Origin of the sequence: Pelagibius litoralis (assembly GCF_011683915.1) — a bacterium.
Lineage (GTDB): Bacteria > Pseudomonadota > Alphaproteobacteria > Kiloniellales > Kiloniellaceae > Pelagibius > Pelagibius litoralis.
Map to the genome: position 1 here is coordinate 1 of NZ_JAAQPH010000042.1, position 18,487 is coordinate 18,487.

The following is an 18,487-nucleotide window of genomic DNA, read 5'->3' on the forward strand; positions in this document are numbered from 1 at the left end:
CTACGCGCTTCTTGGCGGCCGTCTTGCGAGCCGGGCTACGACGAGCCGTGGTCTTGCGAGCGGTCGTCTTCCGCGCGGCGCTCTTGCGAACTACGCGCTTCTTGGCGGCCGTCTTGCGAGCCGGGCTCCTGCGAGCCGTGGTCTTGCGAGCGGTCGTCTTCCGCGCGGCGCTCTTGCGAACTACGCGCTTCTTGGCGGCCGTCTTGCGAGCCGGGCTACGACGAGCCGTGGTCTTGCGAGCGGTCGTCTTCCGCGCGGCGCTCTTGCGAACTACGCGCTTCTTGGCGGCCGTCTTGCGAGCCGGGCTACGACGAGCCGTGGTCTTGCGAGCGGTCGTCTTCCGCACTACGCGCTTCTTGGCGGCCGTCTTGCGAGCCGGGCTCTTGCGAGCCGTCGTCTTGCGAGCGGTCGTCTTCCGCACTACGCGCTTCTTGGCGGCCGTCTTGCGAGCCGGGCTCTTACGAGCCGTCGTCTTACGCGCCGTGGTCTTCTTCACTACGCGCTTCTTGGCAGCTGTCTTGCGAGCCGGGCTCTTACGAGCCGTCGTCTTGCGCGCCGTGGTCTTCTTCACTACGCGCTTCTTGGCAGCCGTCTTGCGAGCCGGGCTCTTACGAGCCGTCGTCTTGCGCGCCGTGGTCTTCTTCACTACGCGCTTCTTGGCGGCCGTCTTGCGAGCCGGGCTCTTACGAGCCGTCGTCTTGCGGGCCGTAGTCCGCCGGGCCGTCGACTTGCGGGCAGCCGTCTTGCGAGCCGTCGTCTTACGGCGCGCCGTGGTCTTCTTGGCGGCGGTCTTGCGCACCGCCTTAGTACCAGACTTCCGCGAAGCCTGTTTGCTAGTGATAGCCATTGCTATTTCCTCGTCAAACTTTGTAAACCCAAGTGGATTTCGGCTAATATGTTAGGGTTCATATCCTCATTGAATTAATAAAAGATTACCCAAACAGCCGGTTAATAGACGGGACACAGTAGCCAATATTCCAGACTTAGGACGAATTGAGGATAAAACGCGCGACGACTGTAGCCTTCACTGGCAGTGGTTGAACCCTTGAAAACCGCCGTATTCCCGGTGATTCCAACCCATAAAGTCCGGCTCAGAGCCAGTCTCAGCCGACAAGACAAGCCTTTCCCTTTTCATCGGAGAACTTGGCCAGCCTTCCGCATCTTCTCAGTCGTTTCTTGACAGTAATGAGAAGGCTGGCGTGTTCATTGGAAACCCGCGGAAAAGGCGAAAAACCCACCATCTTGACAGGCCGGATCGCCTGCCCTACACCACGCAACCGCAAAACGGTGGCTTTCGCAGCCTCCGGGCCGCATGAACGGCAAAGACGGGCGATTAGCTCAGCGGGAGAGCGCTCCCTTCACACGGGAGAGGTCACTGGTTCAATCCCAGTATCGCCCACCATTCCAGTCCCGCAGAAAACCTCAGTATTTCGGCCATATCCAGCCAGCCTCACAAGTGGCATTGCACGCCTCCTGCACCCAACAAAACCCGGAACGACCCAGCAACATCGCGAAAACCGTGGCAGGTTTCGGACACACGTTCTTTTTTTGAGCGATACTGCTTCTATGACACGCTTGGCCCTCGCTCTCTTCGCCTGCCTACTGGCCTTCCCGGCCCAGGCCCAGGACTGCCATTCCTGGCCGCTGGAGAGCGTCTATGACGGGGATAGCGTCAGGGCGACGGTAAATGGCGAGTCCACTCGGATCCGAGTCATGGGCCTCGATACCCCGGAAATGCCGCCGCGTGCCAAATGCGAAGCCGAGAAGGCCGGCGCCTATGCGGCCCGAGATCGCCTCAGGGCGCTATCCGAGGGCGCTGCAGTGACGTTCTGTCCCGATGGCAAGGATCGCTATGGCCGGACCCTGGCCGTGATGCTGATCGACGGGGTGGACGTGGCGGAAATCCTGATTGCGGAGGGTCTGGCGCGGGAGTATCACGGTGGCCGGCGGCAAGGGTGGTGTGGTTAGCGCTTACCCACCAACATCGCCGGTCCGCACGATCACCGATCCATCTTGCTCAAATCGACCTGCTCGAATGAGCGCTTCGGCAACACCGTGGATCTTTTCAGCATGCTGTCGGAAGGCTGAAAGAGCCTGATCACCGCTTCCAATGTGGCCGCGAGACAGATCCGCCAGAGCCTCTTCCGACACCAAACACAATATCTCTTTCCCGGAAAACACCGCCGAGAGTTGGACTGCCATCTTGCCGCTGTTCCAGCGCAGATCATCTGAGAACTTAACGCTGCTGTCGTTCATCTTACCTTCCCTAAGCCTTGGCGCCATTTGTTGGACTACCATAGGAGTTAAAGCCGTGCTTCACTAGCCCGCATGTGCGGCCGCTACACCAACGCGATCACCTGGCGGGAGCTTGTCGAGCCTATGGAGGTGGGATGAGCCAGACACTCAAACCCGATACGACCTATAACCGCTTCGGGATCTGGGATAGCCAGGCCGAACGGTTCAAGGATGAGATTCTGGTGGAAGTGGGCGGAGAGAAACCGGCGGCGCGCGAAGGCGAGGAAGTGATCCAGATCGGCACGGCCACCACCGGCCCAGATGGTGAGATCGTGGAAACTACGCCTTAAGGCCGGATACCCAGCCCCGCGCCTGGCTCTTGGGCAACCGGTGGCCGATTCGTATCTCCCAGGGCCGGCGCTCGCGGTCGTCGCACAGATCGCAGCCGTCGATAGTCTGCCCGATCTTCATGATCTCCAGATCGCCGTACCGTTTGATAGTCGCCGGGATATCGAGATCGACGCCCATGGAATGACGCTCGCAGCGCCAATTCCCGCAGAAAACCGCGATGTATTGGGTTTTGCCCAGGTCGGAGAGCCTATTAATCGAAACGTTCATTCACAGAACGTAGGCCGAACGAAGCCTGACTCGCTACTGACAGTCCAAAATCCAGGCAAAAAAGCGATTATATGCTTACCTCACCCTGGTCATTCTAGGCACACACATTGACTCTTTGGTTGCATAGGCGTCAGACTCTCTCGCGTAAGAATCCGCAAAAGAGAGGAAGGCGAGGCCCGTGGCACCTAAAAAGAGGAGCAGCAAGCACGATCCCCGACAGGGCGTCTTTGAGTTGGTGCACTACGACGGCAGCGAAGAAGCTGGTGAGGTGGATCTGGGCCTCGATCCCGTGAGGGACACGATGTGGGCCAGCATCGAACAAATGTCTCAGCTTTTTGGGCGTAAACCCAACACCATCACAGAGCATGTACGAAACATCTTTCGCGAGGGCGAACTGGATGAAGCCTCAGTTGCTCGGAAATTCCGAGTAACTGCCAAAGATGGTAAGAGTTACAGCATCTTACACTACAACCTCGATGTCATCATTTCTGTTGGCTACCGCGTCAGTTCCCGCGAAGCCACCAAATTCCGCCAGTGGGCAACAGGCGTTCTCAAAGCGTATATCACCGAGGGCTACGCGCTCAACGAAAGCCGTTTGATAGACGACCCGACATCGCTGAAGAAGCTGGCGTCTGATGTTCGGCGGTTGCGTACAGACGAAAAGAACATTTACCAGTCGGTCAGAGACACCTTCAAACTCGCTGCTAGCGACTACAACAGCAGGTCCACGAAAACCCGGTCCTTTTATGCGAAGCTCCAGGACAAATTCACATACGCAATTACTGGCAGCACCTCCGCCGAAATTGTCGTGAACCGTGCAGATGGCATGAAGGATTTTATGGGGCTGACATCAACCAGATCTGGGCGCCCGACAAAACAGGACGCAAAGGTAGGGAAAAACTATCTAAACCCAGATGAGCTCTATGGGCTGCACATCCTCTGTGAGCAGTTTTTGTTGTATGTCGAGTCTAGGGCGATTGCGGGGCAGGAACTCACGATGGAAGAACTGAACCGTAAGTTCGATGAGCTTCTTAAGGTTCAAGGCTATCCAGTTTTCAAAGAATACAAATCGTACTTGGTCAAGAAGGCCAAGGTCCATGCTGAGCGTGAGTTTGAAGTTTATCGGCAGCGCATGCATATCAGGGATCAGCGACGCCCTAAGAGTCTCACCACCTAATCAGGCACAAAAAAAGGCCGCCCCCGAAGGAGCGGCCGATCAGGAGAGAAAGAGTTGCCGGCGCTATCCGCAAGGCGCCTTCGTAACTGCCAGGCAGACAGCATCAACCAGTCCGGTCTTGATCTCCGGCGCCACGTTCTGCCAAAGCTCGCCTAGCCGGGCTGCCAGATCGCTTTCCACCTGGGCCCGCGCCAACTGACCCTCGAAAGCCTTCAGGCCTGAGGCGTCATAGCTGAAGACGTTGCCATCAGGCGTCGCGAAGCTGACAACTGCGGCCTCGGCTTCCTTGCCGGAAAACCACTCCGCAACGACGGGCGCCCCACCATCCGCGCCTGGATAGATGATCCGGCCAGCCGTCAGACCTGCATAGTTGGGCGGTGACCAGTTGAAGGGTGAATAGGAGGCTTCCGAGCCTACGGGGCGATCCTCCGGATCAAGGGACTGCTGTCCCGTGGGGCCGAAGGTGCTGCAGGCGGAAAGCAAAAGGCCCGCCGCAAGGGCGAGCCCAATAGGAAGAAAACGCATTGTCGGTTACTCCGGTTGTTTGTTGGGAACCAGCCAAACCAGGCCGGCGGTTACGAGGGTGCCGACAGCGCCGATCACGTCAGGATCAAGCGTTGTAACGGCGGCAAGAACGGTGGTGACGGCAGTGCCGATAGCAGCAGCGGCCGCCTTGTCATAGGCGGTGAACATCGGTAGTCCTCTCAGTCAGATTGGTGTAGAATTCTGGCAACATGACGAAACGAATTTGTCGCCATTGTGAGGGCGAATTTCTCACTCCGGGCCAGGGTCAGTACAATTACTGCTCTCTAAGCTGTTCCACTTGGAGCCGAGTCTATAAAGGCCCCCCAAACACCTGTTGGGAGTGGCGCGGGGCAATCGGTCGCGAGGGTTACGGAATGCTCTCTTATGGCGGGAAAACTCGCCGCGCCCACCGCACGATGTACGAGTTGATGCACGGGCGAATTCGGCCCAACGCCCTTCACGTTTGTCATTCTTGTGACAACAGAAAGTGTGTAAATCCAAACCATCTCTGGCTGGGGACGATCCAAGAAAACCTTGCCGACATGAGGCGAAAGGGCCGCGGCACCAAGCCGCCGCGCACCAAACCAAAAGCCCGCCGAAATCAGGTACAAACTGCAGTATCTATTCCCGCCTTGCCAAGGTGAGCGGTCATGCCGCAATCCCCCGCGCCAAGAGCCACTGCACCACAGCGAAGCCGGCCAGGCCGATCACCACCACAAAGGCCATGCGGATGAGGTAGTCGATCCGGCGGTGCAGATCCCTCACATCGCTGCGCAGCTCACCCAAGCGCTTGTTGGCCTGGGCCCAGCGCTCTCCGCAGTGCTGCTCGTGCTTGTCGATCTTGTTGTTTGCGACAGCCGCGGCCTCGCGCGCCTCTGAGTCGATAGCGAGTGTCAAGGCTATGCCTCCGGATCGGTGTTCTTGGGATTGAGGGGTCGCCAGCCGGTGCCGGACGAAACCATGCAAGTCGGCCCACCAGGAACAGTCACCAGGATCGACCAAGAGCCGGCAGGGCTCGCCAGCACTTCGATAAGCGCGCCAGTCGAGGTCACTCCCATGCTCACCGGCACCTCTTTGTCTGTGCGTTCAAGACTGTCGAGAAACACATCGCGAGGCCCACAAGGCGGCCCCTGGGCAACAGAAACGCCCGGCGCCCAAAACCCAGCCGCGACGAAGCAGGCAAGCGCCAGCAGCGCCGCCTTGGTTAAGGTCGACATGGTGAAATCCTTACTTCAGAGGATCGGGCCGGAATTGCCCGAAAATCCGCCGTTTCAGCGGTATCGTTTCGCTAAATGCGAGAGCCCGGAACGTTTAGGTTCTTTTCGGGTTGCGGGTAACTATGCGGACCGGACAGTGATCCTACGTGAGCACAGTGCCCTGCAAGCTTGCCTTACGCGCGTGGACTATGCGGAAGCTGTTCGTCGGCGCCAAGCCATCACTTCGGCCCGCGCAATAGCGTTCGATGATTTCTGCCGACCCAACGTCCTCGATGATCTCAAAGCCGGCGCCTTCTAACTCCATCCGAATGGCCCCCGGCTTCGGCCTGGAAAGTATCGGTTCATTGGTCCTCGGTCGCTTTTGCTCGGGGGCGGGGACCGAAAGCTGGCCCATTTGAGGGCTTACATAATTGAAAACAAGTTCACTCATCGGCGCGGCACTCTGTGCAATCGACCGAATCGCAGCCGTATTGGCCTGCCAAGTAAGATACGGGCTGACACCAAGCCAGGAAAAAAACGCGGGTTGCTGAGGATCGAATGGCGAGCCGTGGAGCGATTCTTGCACCGTTGTCTGCTCCAAGTCCGCCGGAATATGGCAAACGTTTTCCGATAGGTGCAAATTAGCAGCCGCCAAGCGTTCCAACTTCATCGCCTGCGTGGCCGGATGGTCGATCTCAATAATCCTGAGAGTGTGCTTGAGATCAAGGCGGCGAAAAGCGAAGCTATCCATCCCGGCTCCGACAATGACATATTGTGCGATACCGCCCTTCATCGCATCAGCGAGCCGATCTTCGGAGTACCGCGTTCGGAGTATGACATTGCCATAACCCGGATAAGCCCTCATGACGTTGACAAGCTTGGCCGGCCCTTCAGGCAAGCCGTTCATCGATGCAGCTTTGTTGATCTGGCCAAACAGCAAGGCGCCAAGCGCCGCCCTCTCCTCGCCACTGACGAGCGCCATTCCGAATTGATCGTTGATGATCGGCTCCTGATCACTTTGGCTATGAACCGCCCGCATAAGCGAAACAATGAGCGCTGATCTGCTGAATTCGTTTGGCTTCAATCGACCCTCGCGCCTTGCTGTTGTCCTTCTTTGAGATGTAAGCAATATACTCTAATTCAATTTAAAGTCGACCTTAGGCCGCTTGCCAATTGGACCCGGTTGCCGACTAAGCTGCGCGAAACGTCACAATTGCTGCTAAGGCTTCTTCCGGCTGCTCACCAGATGACCAGTCGCTTGTCGTTTCCTGCGCGCCTGTAGTATTTAGGATTTTTGTAGCCGCCGCCCATGAGACACCGAAAGCTACGTTCGTCGATGTCTGGCTACCGCTGGTCTGACTGATGAATGAGTTGGTCCAGGTGGGTGTGGCAAAGTCGTCGTCATACCAAAGCGCAAAGGCGCAGGCGATTTCATCCACCTGATCCGTCGCCGCCGTTGTGCCGGTCGAGATACTTGAAACCGCCATTGTGCTGCTGTCGTTACTGGCGCTTTGATCGACCAGTGACGCGGTGTCCAACCCGCTGATCTCAAGAACCATCACGGTAAGCTGGGTAATCGTTGAACTGCCGGACCTGGACGCCGTGATTGTCGCGCTTTCAGCGGCACCGGCTTCCTTCCACATCGTGCGGAAATAACCCTGAGCGACTGAAGTATTCTGAATGCTCGTATAGCCGCCAATCAGTGACGGAAGATCGCTGTTGCTGGCTGTGCCCGAGAACACCAGCAAGACATTGCCCTCAGTCGGCGCGGCGTCCAAAACCACGCTGGTAGATGACCCGTTGCTCGACGCTGACTTCACCTGGACCACACCAAAGCTCGGGGGTGGTAGCAAGCGCGAGGGATTTAGCAGGACAGGCATCAGGTCGGGCTCCCCACCAGCGACACTTTCAACCCGACCGCACCCGTTCCGGCAGCATCGATATCAACCGTGATCTCGGCGTCGTCGGCCAGGGCCGTATCGTTGATTGTCGGCGAGAGCGCCGCCGTTACGCTCGTGGTTTCGTTCTGATCGATCTGGAGCTTCTGGGCCCCGAAGATCGAAACACCACCTTCGTTGATATCGACTGTCACCACGCCCGACGAGGAAGCCGTGACAAGGCTCGCGCGCACTGCCGACACGGTATAGGCGAAGGGCATCCGAAACGTGATCTTGCCAGTTCCAGCAGTGATCGCCGTCACTTCATCTCCCACAGCGAACATGACTGCTTGGTCGCCCGCCGGGCCCTGAATGCCTTGCAGGCCTTGGTCGCCTTGGATCCCCTGAACACCCTGGGGCCCCACGAGGTTGGTAGCGCCCCCCCAAACGCCGCCCGTCTTCGGACCATAGATCGCGTCAGCCGCCGTATCGATGTAGAAGTCACTGTCGACACCAAGGCCACCACCTGGGGCGCCGGTTCCGTTCAGGACTGTCCTTCCATCCGATCCGGCGGTCCCCTGGATACCCTGATCGCCCGTCAACCCCTGGGGGCCGGTGTCGTTGCCGCGCAGGGTCCAGGTCGATGCGCCGGTCTTCTCGTAAAAATCGCCGTTGGCCTGGTCTTTGTAATAATCCCCGATGCCGCCGAGGCCGCCATCAGGTGCCCCGGAACCGAAGAGGACCGCAACACCAGCGGCCCCGGCATCACCCTGGACGCCTTGGATCCCCTGGATACCTTGGATGCCCTGCACTCCCTGAGGGCCGGTATCATTGCCCCGAAGTGTCCAGGCCGACACGCCCGTCTTTTCGTAGAAATCGCCGCTGGCGGTATCCTTGTAATAATCCCCGATGCCGCCCAGCTCGCCGGCAGGCACTCCCGTTCCAAAGAGGACCGCAACGCCATCAGCGCCCGCGTCTCCCTGAACGCCCTGCACGCCCTGGATGCCTTGAACACCCTGGATACCCTGCGGTCCTGTCGGCCCCTCGAAGTTCCCCGTCAGCGTCCAGGCGCTCGCCCCGGTCTTGCGGTAATAGTCGCCGGTAGCATTGTCGATGTAGCGGTCATCGACCTCGCCCAGGCTGCCCGCCGGTGCCCCGCTGCCATCCAGGAAGGTCGGCAGGGTCGAATTCTCCAGCGCATCCCCGGCCGCGTTCCAGCGCGCCACCTTCCCCGCCTCCGGCTCCGGATATTCGATATCGGCCAATGCCGTCGTTTCCTTGAACTTCACCGCCCGAGACAGCGCTTCGCCGGTCTCCTGGTCGCGCAGGGCGGCTAGGTCGGCCATGCCTTCGACGGCGGTGGAGGGAAAAGCGCCGCCCAGCGGCAGGGCGGTTTCCTGCACCTTGGGGATCGAATGTCGGATCACCAGCGTCTCGCCCATGGCCGGAGGAACTGTGGCCGTTACTGTGCCACCGGACGGATTGCCGGCCCCGCTGATCGTGTAATTCGTGTCCTTGAACCAGAGCGTTTCCGAGCCGTCCGTGGCGCGGAGGACCACTCTTACGTGGTCATCATCAACGAATTTGAACGTCGTCGGAAAAGCCATGGTCGAGTCATCACCGGCATACCGCGCCTTTGTCGTCGTGGTCGCTATCGTCATGCTTTTGGATCTCCAATGAAAAAGGGCGGCTCCGAAGAACCGCCCCTTGGCGTCTGCTATCTGTGGTGGGACTATTCGGCCTTCACGCAGTCATAAGTGATCGTGCGGCAGGTCGTGTGCGGCTGTCCGTTCCTGACACACCAATCAAGCGAAACACGCCGCGCGTCCGCATCGTATCGCCGACAGTGCGCCTGAGCCCGGGCAGTAATCTCGGCATCCGACACCGCGTCGTTTCCAAAAATAGCGACCGAGGCGGGTGTTGCGCCCCTCTCCTCAATAATCGGCGTAGCGCAACCCGCTAGGACCAAAAGCCCCAAAATCAGGAAAACCCTCATCGTATCCCCTCCAATGGTCGGTTTCCGCCTCCAGTGGGAATAGCAGAAGATGGACGAAGGAGGAAGGTTTGAGCGTTTTCCTTCTCGATCCGCTTTTCCATGCGCCGGAGGAAGCCCGGGTTCATGGCTTCTCGCATCTGGTAGAGGAACAGATAATCCAGCGCGGCCCTGGTATAGAACAGATTGGCGAAGGGAGTGTTACTGATGAGCGTGGTCACTGATTTGGCCAAGGCGTCGTCGCCCTCCCTCACCCGGCCCCAGATATCGAATAGATCATCTACCGTGCCGGCTGTCGGCCCCAGCGCCGTTGACAGCGCCGACCCGCCGAAGCGGTTACGCACCTCGCCAAACAGGAAATCACCGTAGATACCGAAGCCCCCGCCCTGGACCAAAGCGGCGGCCCAGGTTTTGGCGCTGTTCGGATCGCGCGGCGCCCGGCCCTTGGCCAGATCCTTTGCCGACATTGCCAGATAGCCGAAGACGGCAGAACTGAGCATCAGATTGGCCAGCCCCAGCATTTCGCCATTGCCATTCCTAAGTGCCTGGCCGAGCGAGTCAGCGCCCCGGCCATAAACCTCGCGCCCGACAGCCCGCGTGAGGACCGCCACGGGAAAGCTCTTGAACTGGGTTATGAACCGAAAAGCCTCGCCTTCCACCGTGCCTGGCTGTGTGCCCCGCTTGAGGATGGCGTTCGTGCGCGCATCCGGAGTGATGACGGCATAGTCCACCCGATCCGTGAAGTAGGAGCGCAAGCGGCCCTCCAGGCCCTCGCGATAGCGCCTGACGGCGTTATCTGACGCATCGGCGCCTATGACCTGACGGATCGTGGCATCGTCCACCTCACGCACGCCCTCTGGTACGAGGAACTGTTGCCCGTCCGCTGTCTTGCTCGTGGCCTTCTGCAGGATAGGCCAGTCGCCTTCCCCAATGCCAAACAGGCCGAGCGTTCGCTTCAGATCGGGGTCGAGCTTGCCCCAGCCGGTGCCCTTGACCATGGCCAGCCGGTGCGACATGGCCAGCGCCACGCTGGAGCGCATGCTATCCGTCCACCACGTCAGGCCGTTCCATTTGAAGAAAGTCCGCATCATGCGCGACATAGCGCCGGGCAGATCATCGTGGCCGCTGAAGCGATGGACCGCGTTGCCCTTCATGCTGTCCATCATCACGCCCAGCATACCGAGGATTTGGCGTTGTTCAGCCGAGCCGCGGCCGGTCAGCGGTCCCTTCAACGCCGCGCCGTAGGCTTCGAGAAAGCCCACGCCCTGATAGCGAAGTTCGCTTGCCGCAATGGGAATATCCGCAAAGGCGCTCAGCGTTGCCCCGCCCAACTTCGCCATGGATTGGACGGCCCGCGTCATGGCCGACCATTTGGCCAGCATTACGTTGCCGGGGATATTTACGCTCCCATCTACCTCGGCAAAGCGGTTGTCCAGCCAGGCACGGTCGTTGCGAAGCGTCTGTTTCCCCTTCACGTTCTGCTTGGCCAGCAGTTCGTTGAACACGCTGTCATAGTTGGCCGCCGGGTTCGGGCCCCAGACCCGCATCAAACCAGTCTGCCGGGCCATGCGCTCGAAGCCGAAGATAAGGCTTTCGCGCAGCGAGCCATTGCCGAAGCGGCCGTTGTAATCGAACCAATCATCCGCGGCCCGGAAATGCAACACGCGGTCCTGGCTCATGCTCTGGGCAAGATTGGCAAAGCCCTTGAATCCGGAAGGCGCAGCGTCCCCCGCATTGGCCAGGTGAACCCCGGAGGCCAGACCCTCATAGACGTTGGTCAGGAACTTCTCCACGTCGTCAACGCCGGCAAAGGTTCGCTCCGCATCGAGCTTTGGCAGAATGAAGTCACGCCAATCCTCGAAGCTGGCGTTGCGGATCTTGAAGGTATCGTGGCTCTGCCGCACCACGTAGCCCGGCGATTTCTTGACGGAGGCGCCGGCCCTGTTGGCATCGATCCGCGTTGCTTCCTGCCATTTGTGCATGACTTCGGCCATACGGGCCGCTTCGTCGGAACCGCTGATGCCTCTATTTCCATTCGGCCGTATTTCCCACATTTCGCGAGCGATCTCGCGATCCAGGGCGCCGGAAACGAAGACCTGCCACAGCCCTTCCTTCTCCACGTCGGCCAGAAAGCCTTGAGTGTAATAGCCGGTGAGCTGGTGCTGTTCCTGCGTAGCCGACAGCCGTGAAGCACCGCGCGGGGCGTTGACGCCGGTAATCCGCGCCTCCAGCCCCAGGGCCGGCCGCTGTGCAAAGTTGGCCTCCACGTAGTCCCGAACCTCGGCTCGTCGCTTGAAGTTCAACGCCTCATTGCGCTTGGCAATCAGCTTTTCCGACAATAGATCGTCCGCCATCTCGTCGGCAGCTTTCAGGATCGCCTCTTCCGCGCTCTCACCCTGCTGCGCCAAGCGGCGCTGCTTCTGACGGCTGCGCAATGTGGTGACCAGATCGTCCAGTTGTTCATCGGCCAGATCGCGGCCAGCGGCTTTCTTGATCTCGGCAATGCAATCCGCGGCGCTCATCAGCGCTTCTCCAGCCAATTGAAAACTTTCATATAGACCACGTACCAGAGCCACATCGGGCCAAGCACCACGACCACCACGCCCGGGAACAGCAGGAAGTCCCAATCTGTGCCGCGCAGAAACCCGCCCAGGACGCGATCCAGATAGTAGGCGGACGAGGCGCAGAGGACGAGGCTCACAACCCCCGCCACGACAACAGAAACCAGGATGTTGCGTTCCTCCCGGTTCATGCCCGCAACTCACAAAGCGCCGCCGCACGCGCCGCCCGTCCCAGGGCTTGGGCCTCGGCTATTTCCTCATCCGCAGCAGCGAACATGGCCGCAAACTCGCTTTCGCTCATATCCAGTGCCCGCCTCAATTCGTCCGCCTGTTCCAGTGCATCATCGAGGAACTGTTGAGCGGTTTCAGCCGTCTCGTCTATTGGAATTTCACGTAGAATTTCCTCCGCCCTCTCAGAAGCCCGGAAATCCGCCAAAGCGACGTTTCGCGGGTCGCGAGCGCCCGCAACGGCCTCGGCCACGATTTCTTGTAAATTCGCCTCCGGCCTGCGCAAAGGCGCCAAGGATCCTTCGGGTGAAAAACGGGACCGGGGGGTATCGGCAAAGCTGGCTAGATCGGGCCGAGATTCAATGGCCGCGACATCTTCTGGGGAGGCATCCCTGAGAATGGCAAAGCGCCGCCCACCGGCCGGGCCGAAAGGGACCACTGAAAACGATTCTTTTTGTGTTTTCGCGGTGCGTTCAATGAATTTCTCCGCCTGACGCCTCGTCTTGAATTCCTGGGGCCGCCCTTGCGGATCCCTTAGCGGCTCCGCGTCGGAGCGCCGCCGAAGGAAAAACCCGCCATCCTCTTGCTGAGTAACGCGCACTTCGGGCCCGGCCTTCCGGGCCGCTTCCTGGGCTTGTTCACGACCCTCAAAGACCCTTTGTTGTCCGTCTCTGTCCAGAACCGGCACCAAGGTGGCGGGCTGATCGGCACTTGTCTGTCGAAAGTCCGCCGCGGATCGGGCGGCCACGTCCGGCAAGGCTTCTTCCAGGCGAAACTCTATGCGGCGGGTCGCCAGGCTCGTGCTGTCGAGTAAACGGGAGCCGGTCAGAATGGGCTCCACATCGATCTGGCGGCCCTGGATAGCCTGCCCAACAGCGGTGCGAAGCGCGGCCTCGCGGACCTCATGGGGCGCCGCAGCAAGACGGTCCGAAAGCGTTGGTCGACCACTGCGACGCGCGAGGGCATCTCCCACGGCCCCGCCGGCAACATGAAGGCCGCCACCCAGCGCCGTGCCGAAGGCCACATTCAGCAACGAGTCCATCATGTCGTAGTCGGCTTGTTCTTGTGCCGTGGCGGCGATGATAAACGGCTCCACGACGGCCGCGCCGACCGCGCCCTCTACGGCGCCGCGGCTTCCCCTAGCCAGGGTCGCGCCGATCCGTCCGGCGACCTGGAGAAAGCGCACCTCACCCACAACGGGGATGAAAGCGGAGGCAAGGTTCAGCGGATCGGTTGCCGTGACCAGCAACTCGGTTGCAATCGCCAACGACCCAGCCCCGAAGCCTGTAGGGCCACGGCGCTCTATGCTCTGCCGCGCCACTTCTTCGCGCTTGCGCTGAATAAGGATGTCCACGACTTCAGAGCGGGTCTGCTTGTCGAATTTCAGCCCGACGTTGGCGGCGCGATCTGTCGCTTCCTCCGGGCTCAGCAGTGGGGACAACTCGCGCGGGACCGGAAAGGGCTCTTCCGGCAGGGGGAAGCCGTCATCGCTCTCTCGAACCTGCTGCGCCCGGCCGGAAGCCTGCTCTATCTCACCAAGGCGCCCCAGCGACGCGCCGGGGTTGAGGGTCGATGCCGTCTCGGACACCGCGCCCAGGTAGTCGGCCAGTGGCGCCTCGTAGTCTTCCAGCAACAAGCCTTCAACGCGGCGGACCGGGTTCGTATAGATCATGGCGAGTCGGCACCGGGGATGATCTCCGATATGTCATCAATCGACGTGTGCATCTCCGACCAAAGTAGTTCCACCGGCATCAACTCTTCCCGGGTAGCGCCAAGGCTATCGCTTCGGTCCCTGGCGGCCGTCACCGCTGCTTCGATGGTATCAAATCCAGGCAGGGCGCGGCCCGACTCAGGATCCACGCCGCCAGCCTCGACAACCCGCCGGACGGCCTCTTCTTCACTGCGTGGCTTACCATCAAACACTGAGGGAATGTTCGTCGGCTTCCCGTCGTTTATGTCCGGGTGGGTTACGGTAATGCTGATTTCCGAGAACCGCCCTGCGTCGCCTTCGATGATGGGCCGGCCCGCTTGCGTGAAAGCCTGGCGACGCATGACAGTGCGGCCCTGCTCATCCATCAGCAATAGCCCGGTTTCGTCGCTGTTCGTCACCCAATAGCCCTTGTCACGCACAGCGGCGAGGTATTGCCCCCTCGCGTCTTCATCGCTCAGGCGGTCATCGATCGATGGCGGAATGACAACATCAAGATCCGCGATCTGACGATCCAGAAACAACGTGGTTGAGCCCTGCACCAAATCAGGATCGACGCCGGCCGGTACACGATACGTCCCAAGAAACTCATACTGGCTGTTTACCACGTCGGAAGCCGCCTGCGCCGCCGCCGTGGCTGGATCCGCGCCCTGTTGCGCGTAGAGCATCGCAAGGGTGTTGGTTTCTTTGCGGTAGAGATTGGCCGTCCCCGCGCCGCCGGGCACCTTGGCGAGGCTTTGCTCGAACGCCGCAAGCTCGCTTCGCACCGCGTCTTCCACATCACCGGCCACATCAGTTCCAATCGCCGCTTTCAAGTCCTTGGCCCCGACATCCTGCGCCTCTGCCATGGCCTGCGCTGCCCGCGCCTGCCCCGGCCCCGTCATCCCGGCCAGCACAGCCGCACCGCCCGGCAACCCGCTTTGCACAAGCTCCCCATAGACCCGGGGCCAATGCTCGCCATAGAGTTCCGCCTGGCCCCGCACCCAGTCCGCCCGGCCCTGCGCGTCTTCCTGGCCGGCATACTCCAGGCTCATTGCTTTGCCTTGCCCGTCTGACAGCGCCCGCTGACCATGGCGCGGCAACCCAAGACGCTCCTGTTCCTGAAGCATCGTGTCTATGGCCGCCCTCGTCTGGGGGCCGTCTTCCGCGTTCTGATAGGCCGCAGCGATGCCCGGCGATACCATAAACAGATAGCCCGCCGGATCGCTCGCAAGGGCCTTGCGCTTTTCTTTGACGGCCTCCACCAATATGCGGTGACGCTCCGCCTCCACGGCAAACCCCTGACCCTCCGGCGCCTGTTCCTGGAGGATGCGCATGTCGTCGCTGAAATCGGTCAGCGCCACTTCCTGGCGCACCTCGAAGAACTGCGCCGCTTCATCAATCTGCTGCAAAATACCTTCCGCCCTGCCCGGCTCATCCGCATAGGCCGCCCGGATTTGATCGGCTGTTACGAGGCCCGTCGACTGACCCGTAAGGCTTAGGCTGGCAAGTTCATCCTTCAGCCCCGCCGCCACCTGGCCGCGAAGCAAGGCCTGCTGTTCTTTGGCCGCTCGTCTGCGCTCATTCTCCGCTATGCGGGCCTGGCGCTTGGCTTCCTTCAGCAGCGAAAGGCGGTCCGATTCCCTCAGGCCATCCAGCTCGTCGGCCTCCAGCACCTCGACAGCAAGATCTGGATCGTTCAATATCATGTTGTTGGCCTGATTGCGGCGCACGCCATTCAGCCATTTATCAAGCGTTGCCTGCCCGGTCGCTTGGTCGAAGTACCGGGCCTCGACGCCATCTGCCATCATTTCCCGCGCCAGGCCAAAGGCAAGGTCGTACTCCGCATCGTTGGTGGCGCTGGCCACGGTTTCGCTGAGTTGATCCAGGCCCGTCGCGAAGCTGGCGACCCCGCGCTTTCTAATGCCGGATCGAGCAAAGCTCCTTACGTTCAACCCGACAGCACTTTGGGCATTCTCAAATATCAGGTTGAACGACTCCAATGTATCGCCACGAAGGCCCTGAGAGAATTGCTCCCTAATCTCTTTTGAGCGCGCCCCAAAGCGATCTGACAGGGTTTCAAAGTCCTGATCGTCCTCAAACTCAAACTCCGCCTCCTTCAGCGCTGCAAAAACCCCCGTTCTCGCTTCGTTGAGCTTTCGCGTGTTTTCCTTCTTCGTCAGGTCTTCACCGAGGCCTGCGATTTTCCGTCCGCCCAACTCAATCGCACGCGCAGTATCCACACCGAAGGCCGACTCATCCGCACGCACGCCACGCGCACGGGTAGAAGACGCACCGACCCGCTGCACATTGGGAACTCCGGGGATAGTGGCCATCAACCGAACACCGAGCCAGCGCCGGTCAGGAGCGTTGTTCCCGCGCCGATAAAGCCAGCGGAGTGGGAGCTTCTTGCCTTGGCTTTCTGTTGCGCGGCTTCGCTCTCCAGCGCCCGACTGCGATTGGCACCGCCGGCGATGATGTTCTGCGCCTCAAATTCAATCTCCGCCGCGGTCGCCTCATCGGTCAGAAGCGGCGTGCCTTGGCTTGTAACCCCTGAACCGGCACGCCTGGCGCGGGAGGCCGCCAGTATGCGGCTGTTGCGGCGCCGGAAGTCTTTAGCCTCCTGCTCGGCTATGTCTCGTTCCTGCACCGCGTCAATGCGCGCCTGTTCTTCGTTGAACTCTGCAGCGCCCGCGTCTGCCGAAGCGCCGGAAACGGCGCCGGCAACGCCAGCCAGCGTGCCCACAACGGCCAGTGCATCGCCCAGAGTGACCGCTGTAGAGCCCACCGTGAAAAGCGTTACTGGATCCGGCATCGCTCAAACGCTCCTGAATTGACGGGCTCAAAACCCAGTCGGCGCAGCCATTCCGCGCCCTGCACGTCCACGGGCCAAGCCCTCAGTTTCTTGTGACCCAGACGGTGCATCCCAGCGACAAACCGCAGCGCCAGCTTGTGCATTGAGACGGGATAGCACCGCGCCTCCGTCGACAGGGCCAGGCCGAGCTCCACAGCGTCGCCGTTGCTCCAGCCCCCGACGATACCCAGCACTTCATCGCCCCGCACAAAAGCCAGCGCCGCGCCCCACTGGCTATCGGGGATCGGCCCCATGGCGACAGCGCTCCGGAAGTTCTCAAGGTGGCCCGGACGCAAAGGCTCGTGAACGATGTCCATCAGATCTGCTCGTTGGTCTTCATTTCCGGAGCCAGCGCCAGGATTTGCAACGGGCCGGGATCGTTGCCGGCAACGACAATGCGAGCATCACGCTCATAGTCACCGTCAAAACTCACGTAACGCTCGCCGGTGAACAGCGGCACCGCCGTATCCATAGCGTCTCCGACATCACGAAGCGGGATCTGTTCCAGCTTGTCGATGCCGGGCCCCAGCTTCACACCCGTTGCATGAAGCAGAACGAGCGTCATGCCATGAACCCGCTTTACCTTGCCGACTGCGGTCCCTGCCGCAGCCCCGGCCGCCAACTTGAGGCTTTGGAAGACGTGGCGATAGCCGAGCCCCACCACCGCCTTTGTTACAGCGCTGTCCAGCGTGATCGAGCCGCCCGAGACAATGCGATCCGGCATCGTGGCGCCGTTGCCCCAGATCCGCACCGTCTCCCCCTCCAGGTGATCCAGCCCGCTCAGGGTCAGTGTCGCCGCCCCCTCATAGGTCAAGCCACTATCCACGTAGAAGGCGTCTTCCTGAGCCGTCAGGACCGCCGCATCAAAGGATGCCTCGGCGTCGAATTCCTGCCGGCTTGGCCCCTCGAAGGACGGCTCGAATACCTCGATATGGCGCCGCGTCGCCCCGCCAATGGTCCGCTTGACGACAATCCAGCATTCATCGCTGTCCACCGTACCAGCGACCGCATTGCCGGGGATCGTGGCGGCTGATTCCACCACGGCATGGCCGCCCGCGAAGGCCCCGCCCAGGATATGCCGTGACCACCCCACCACGTCCTGCTCGCGGCGATAGGTCAGCGCCGACAGTATGCCGTCTTCCCGGACACAGAAGACCTCGCTATCGGGTTCCTGCTTATAGGCGATCTCCCGGATTCCCGACTTGGTGATGTGATCCGCCAGGATCGTCAGATCGGGGGTTCGAAAGCCGTCCGTCTCGAAGGCAAAGACGAACTCCCGCAGCTTGCGCTTGGCGCGCTGGACGAAGAGCACGATGGAGCTGATTCGCACAGGCAGGATGTTGGCGCTGCCGTTGGTCGACTCCCGCCTCACCTGGATATCCAGAGGCGTCACGACCGGTCCATCCGAGGTGACCGACCATTCACCGCCGGAGGTGCCCAGGATCAACTGCCGCCCCGGCGACATCCATCTGATAGCATTGACCTGATCGGCTGCAATCGTGAAATCCAGGCCGTCATCGTCCTGGACCTCGGTCG

Annotated in this window: 21 protein-coding genes and 1 tRNA gene; 5 read left to right on the top strand and 17 right to left on the bottom strand. The window is 60.6% G+C overall.

Annotated elements, in window-relative coordinates; genetic code table 11:
* Nucleotides 1-847, bottom strand: an 847-nt coding sequence (locus tag HBA54_RS27625) for a histone H1-like repetitive region-containing protein (protein ID WP_167231621.1), incomplete at its 3' end; no start/stop codon positions are given.
* 480 nt (nt 848-1,327) lie between these two features.
* Here HBA54_RS27625 and HBA54_RS27630 point away from each other — a divergent pair.
* A tRNA-Val gene (locus tag HBA54_RS27630) sits at nt 1,328-1,402 on the top strand.
* A 164-nt stretch (nt 1,403-1,566) separates the two neighbouring features.
* Nucleotides 1,567-1,968, top strand: coding sequence for a thermonuclease family protein (locus HBA54_RS27635; RefSeq protein ID WP_167231624.1), 402 nt, complete (start codon nt 1,567-1,569; stop codon nt 1,966-1,968).
* Between the two features lie 3 nt (nt 1,969-1,971).
* On the opposite strand, the gene HBA54_RS27640 is transcribed toward HBA54_RS27635, so the two are convergent.
* Nucleotides 1,972-2,256, bottom strand: coding sequence for a DUF1488 family protein (locus tag HBA54_RS27640; protein ID WP_167231627.1), 285 nt, complete (start codon nt 2,254-2,256; stop codon nt 1,972-1,974).
* Nucleotides 2,257-2,390: 134 nt separating this feature from the next.
* Here HBA54_RS27640 and HBA54_RS27645 point away from each other — a divergent pair, with 134 nt between their 5' ends.
* Nucleotides 2,391-2,585, top strand: a complete 195-nt coding sequence (locus tag HBA54_RS27645; RefSeq protein ID WP_167231630.1) for a hypothetical protein — start codon at nt 2,391-2,393, stop codon at nt 2,583-2,585.
* On the opposite strand, the gene HBA54_RS27650 is transcribed toward HBA54_RS27645, so the two are convergent.
* Entirely contained in the window at nt 2,575-2,853 is a 279-nt protein-coding gene (locus tag HBA54_RS27650; protein WP_167231633.1) for a hypothetical protein, read from the bottom strand. The genes HBA54_RS27645 and HBA54_RS27650 overlap by 11 nt on opposite strands.
* 178 nt (nt 2,854-3,031) lie before the next feature.
* On the opposite strand from HBA54_RS27650, the gene rhuM reads away from it, so the two are divergent.
* Nucleotides 3,032-4,030, top strand: coding sequence for a RhuM family protein (gene rhuM, locus HBA54_RS27655; RefSeq protein ID WP_167231636.1), 999 nt, complete (start codon nt 3,032-3,034; stop codon nt 4,028-4,030).
* A 63-nt stretch (nt 4,031-4,093) separates the two neighbouring features.
* Here the strand turns inward: rhuM and HBA54_RS27660 are convergent, their stop codons facing one another.
* A complete protein-coding gene (locus HBA54_RS27660) occupies nt 4,094-4,555 on the bottom strand; it encodes a hypothetical protein (protein ID WP_167231639.1) in 462 nt (153 codons plus the stop codon).
* 6 nt (nt 4,556-4,561) lie between these two features.
* Nucleotides 4,562-4,723 (bottom strand): hypothetical protein, encoded by a 162-nt coding sequence (locus HBA54_RS27665; protein ID WP_167231642.1) that lies wholly within the window; start codon nt 4,721-4,723, stop codon nt 4,562-4,564.
* Between the two features lie 206 nt (nt 4,724-4,929).
* Here HBA54_RS27665 and HBA54_RS29980 point away from each other — a divergent pair, with 206 nt between their 5' ends.
* Nucleotides 4,930-5,199 carry an HNH endonuclease signature motif containing protein gene (locus tag HBA54_RS29980; protein WP_167231645.1) on the top strand — a complete coding sequence of 90 codons (270 nt, stop codon included), beginning with the start codon at nt 4,930-4,932 and terminating at the stop codon, nt 5,197-5,199.
* Nucleotides 5,200-5,203: 4 nt separating this feature from the next.
* On the opposite strand, the gene HBA54_RS27675 is transcribed toward HBA54_RS29980, so the two are convergent.
* The 12 genes from HBA54_RS27675 to HBA54_RS27730 form a co-directional block, all read right to left on the bottom strand.
* A complete protein-coding gene (locus tag HBA54_RS27675) occupies nt 5,204-5,452 on the bottom strand; it encodes a hypothetical protein (RefSeq protein WP_167231648.1) in 249 nt (82 codons plus the stop codon).
* A 2-nt stretch (nt 5,453-5,454) separates the two neighbouring features.
* A complete protein-coding gene (locus HBA54_RS27680) occupies nt 5,455-5,772 on the bottom strand; it encodes a hypothetical protein (RefSeq protein ID WP_167231651.1) in 318 nt (105 codons plus the stop codon).
* Between the two features lie 142 nt (nt 5,773-5,914).
* Complete coding sequence (locus HBA54_RS27685) at nt 5,915-6,835, bottom strand: class I SAM-dependent methyltransferase (protein WP_167231654.1); 921 nt, start codon at nt 6,833-6,835, stop codon at nt 5,915-5,917.
* Between the two features lie 106 nt (nt 6,836-6,941).
* A complete protein-coding gene (locus HBA54_RS27690) occupies nt 6,942-7,631 on the bottom strand; it encodes a hypothetical protein (RefSeq protein WP_167231656.1) in 690 nt (229 codons plus the stop codon).
* Complete coding sequence (locus HBA54_RS27695; protein ID WP_167231659.1) at nt 7,631-9,289, bottom strand: hypothetical protein; 1,659 nt, start codon at nt 9,287-9,289, stop codon at nt 7,631-7,633. The genes HBA54_RS27690 and HBA54_RS27695 overlap by 1 nt, the downstream gene beginning before the upstream one ends.
* Nucleotides 9,290-9,620: 331 nt before the next feature.
* The gene (locus HBA54_RS27700) at nt 9,621-12,143 is read right to left on the bottom strand and encodes a hypothetical protein (protein ID WP_167231662.1); all 2,523 of its coding nucleotides are present in this window, start codon (nt 12,141-12,143) and stop codon (nt 9,621-9,623) included.
* A complete protein-coding gene (locus HBA54_RS27705) occupies nt 12,143-12,373 on the bottom strand; it encodes a hypothetical protein (protein WP_167231665.1) in 231 nt (76 codons plus the stop codon). Before HBA54_RS27705 ends, HBA54_RS27700 begins: the two co-directional genes overlap by 1 nt.
* On the bottom strand, nt 12,370-14,082 hold the full coding sequence (locus HBA54_RS27710; protein WP_167231668.1) for a hypothetical protein: 1,713 nt from the start codon (nt 14,080-14,082) through the stop codon (nt 12,370-12,372). The genes HBA54_RS27705 and HBA54_RS27710 overlap by 4 nt, the downstream gene beginning before the upstream one ends.
* Complete coding sequence (locus HBA54_RS27715; RefSeq protein WP_167231671.1) at nt 14,079-16,433, bottom strand: hypothetical protein; 2,355 nt, start codon at nt 16,431-16,433, stop codon at nt 14,079-14,081. The genes HBA54_RS27710 and HBA54_RS27715 overlap by 4 nt, the downstream gene beginning before the upstream one ends.
* Nucleotides 16,433-16,912 (bottom strand): hypothetical protein, encoded by a 480-nt coding sequence (locus tag HBA54_RS27720; protein WP_167231674.1) that lies wholly within the window; start codon nt 16,910-16,912, stop codon nt 16,433-16,435. The genes HBA54_RS27715 and HBA54_RS27720 overlap by 1 nt, the downstream gene beginning before the upstream one ends.
* On the bottom strand, nt 16,897-17,268 hold the full coding sequence (locus HBA54_RS27725) for a hypothetical protein (protein ID WP_167231677.1): 372 nt from the start codon (nt 17,266-17,268) through the stop codon (nt 16,897-16,899). Before HBA54_RS27725 ends, HBA54_RS27720 begins: the two co-directional genes overlap by 16 nt.
* The coding region (locus HBA54_RS27730) for a phage tail protein (protein ID WP_496196543.1) at nt 17,268-18,487 on the bottom strand (1,220 nt) is incomplete at its 5' end. The genes HBA54_RS27725 and HBA54_RS27730, both read right to left, overlap by 1 nt.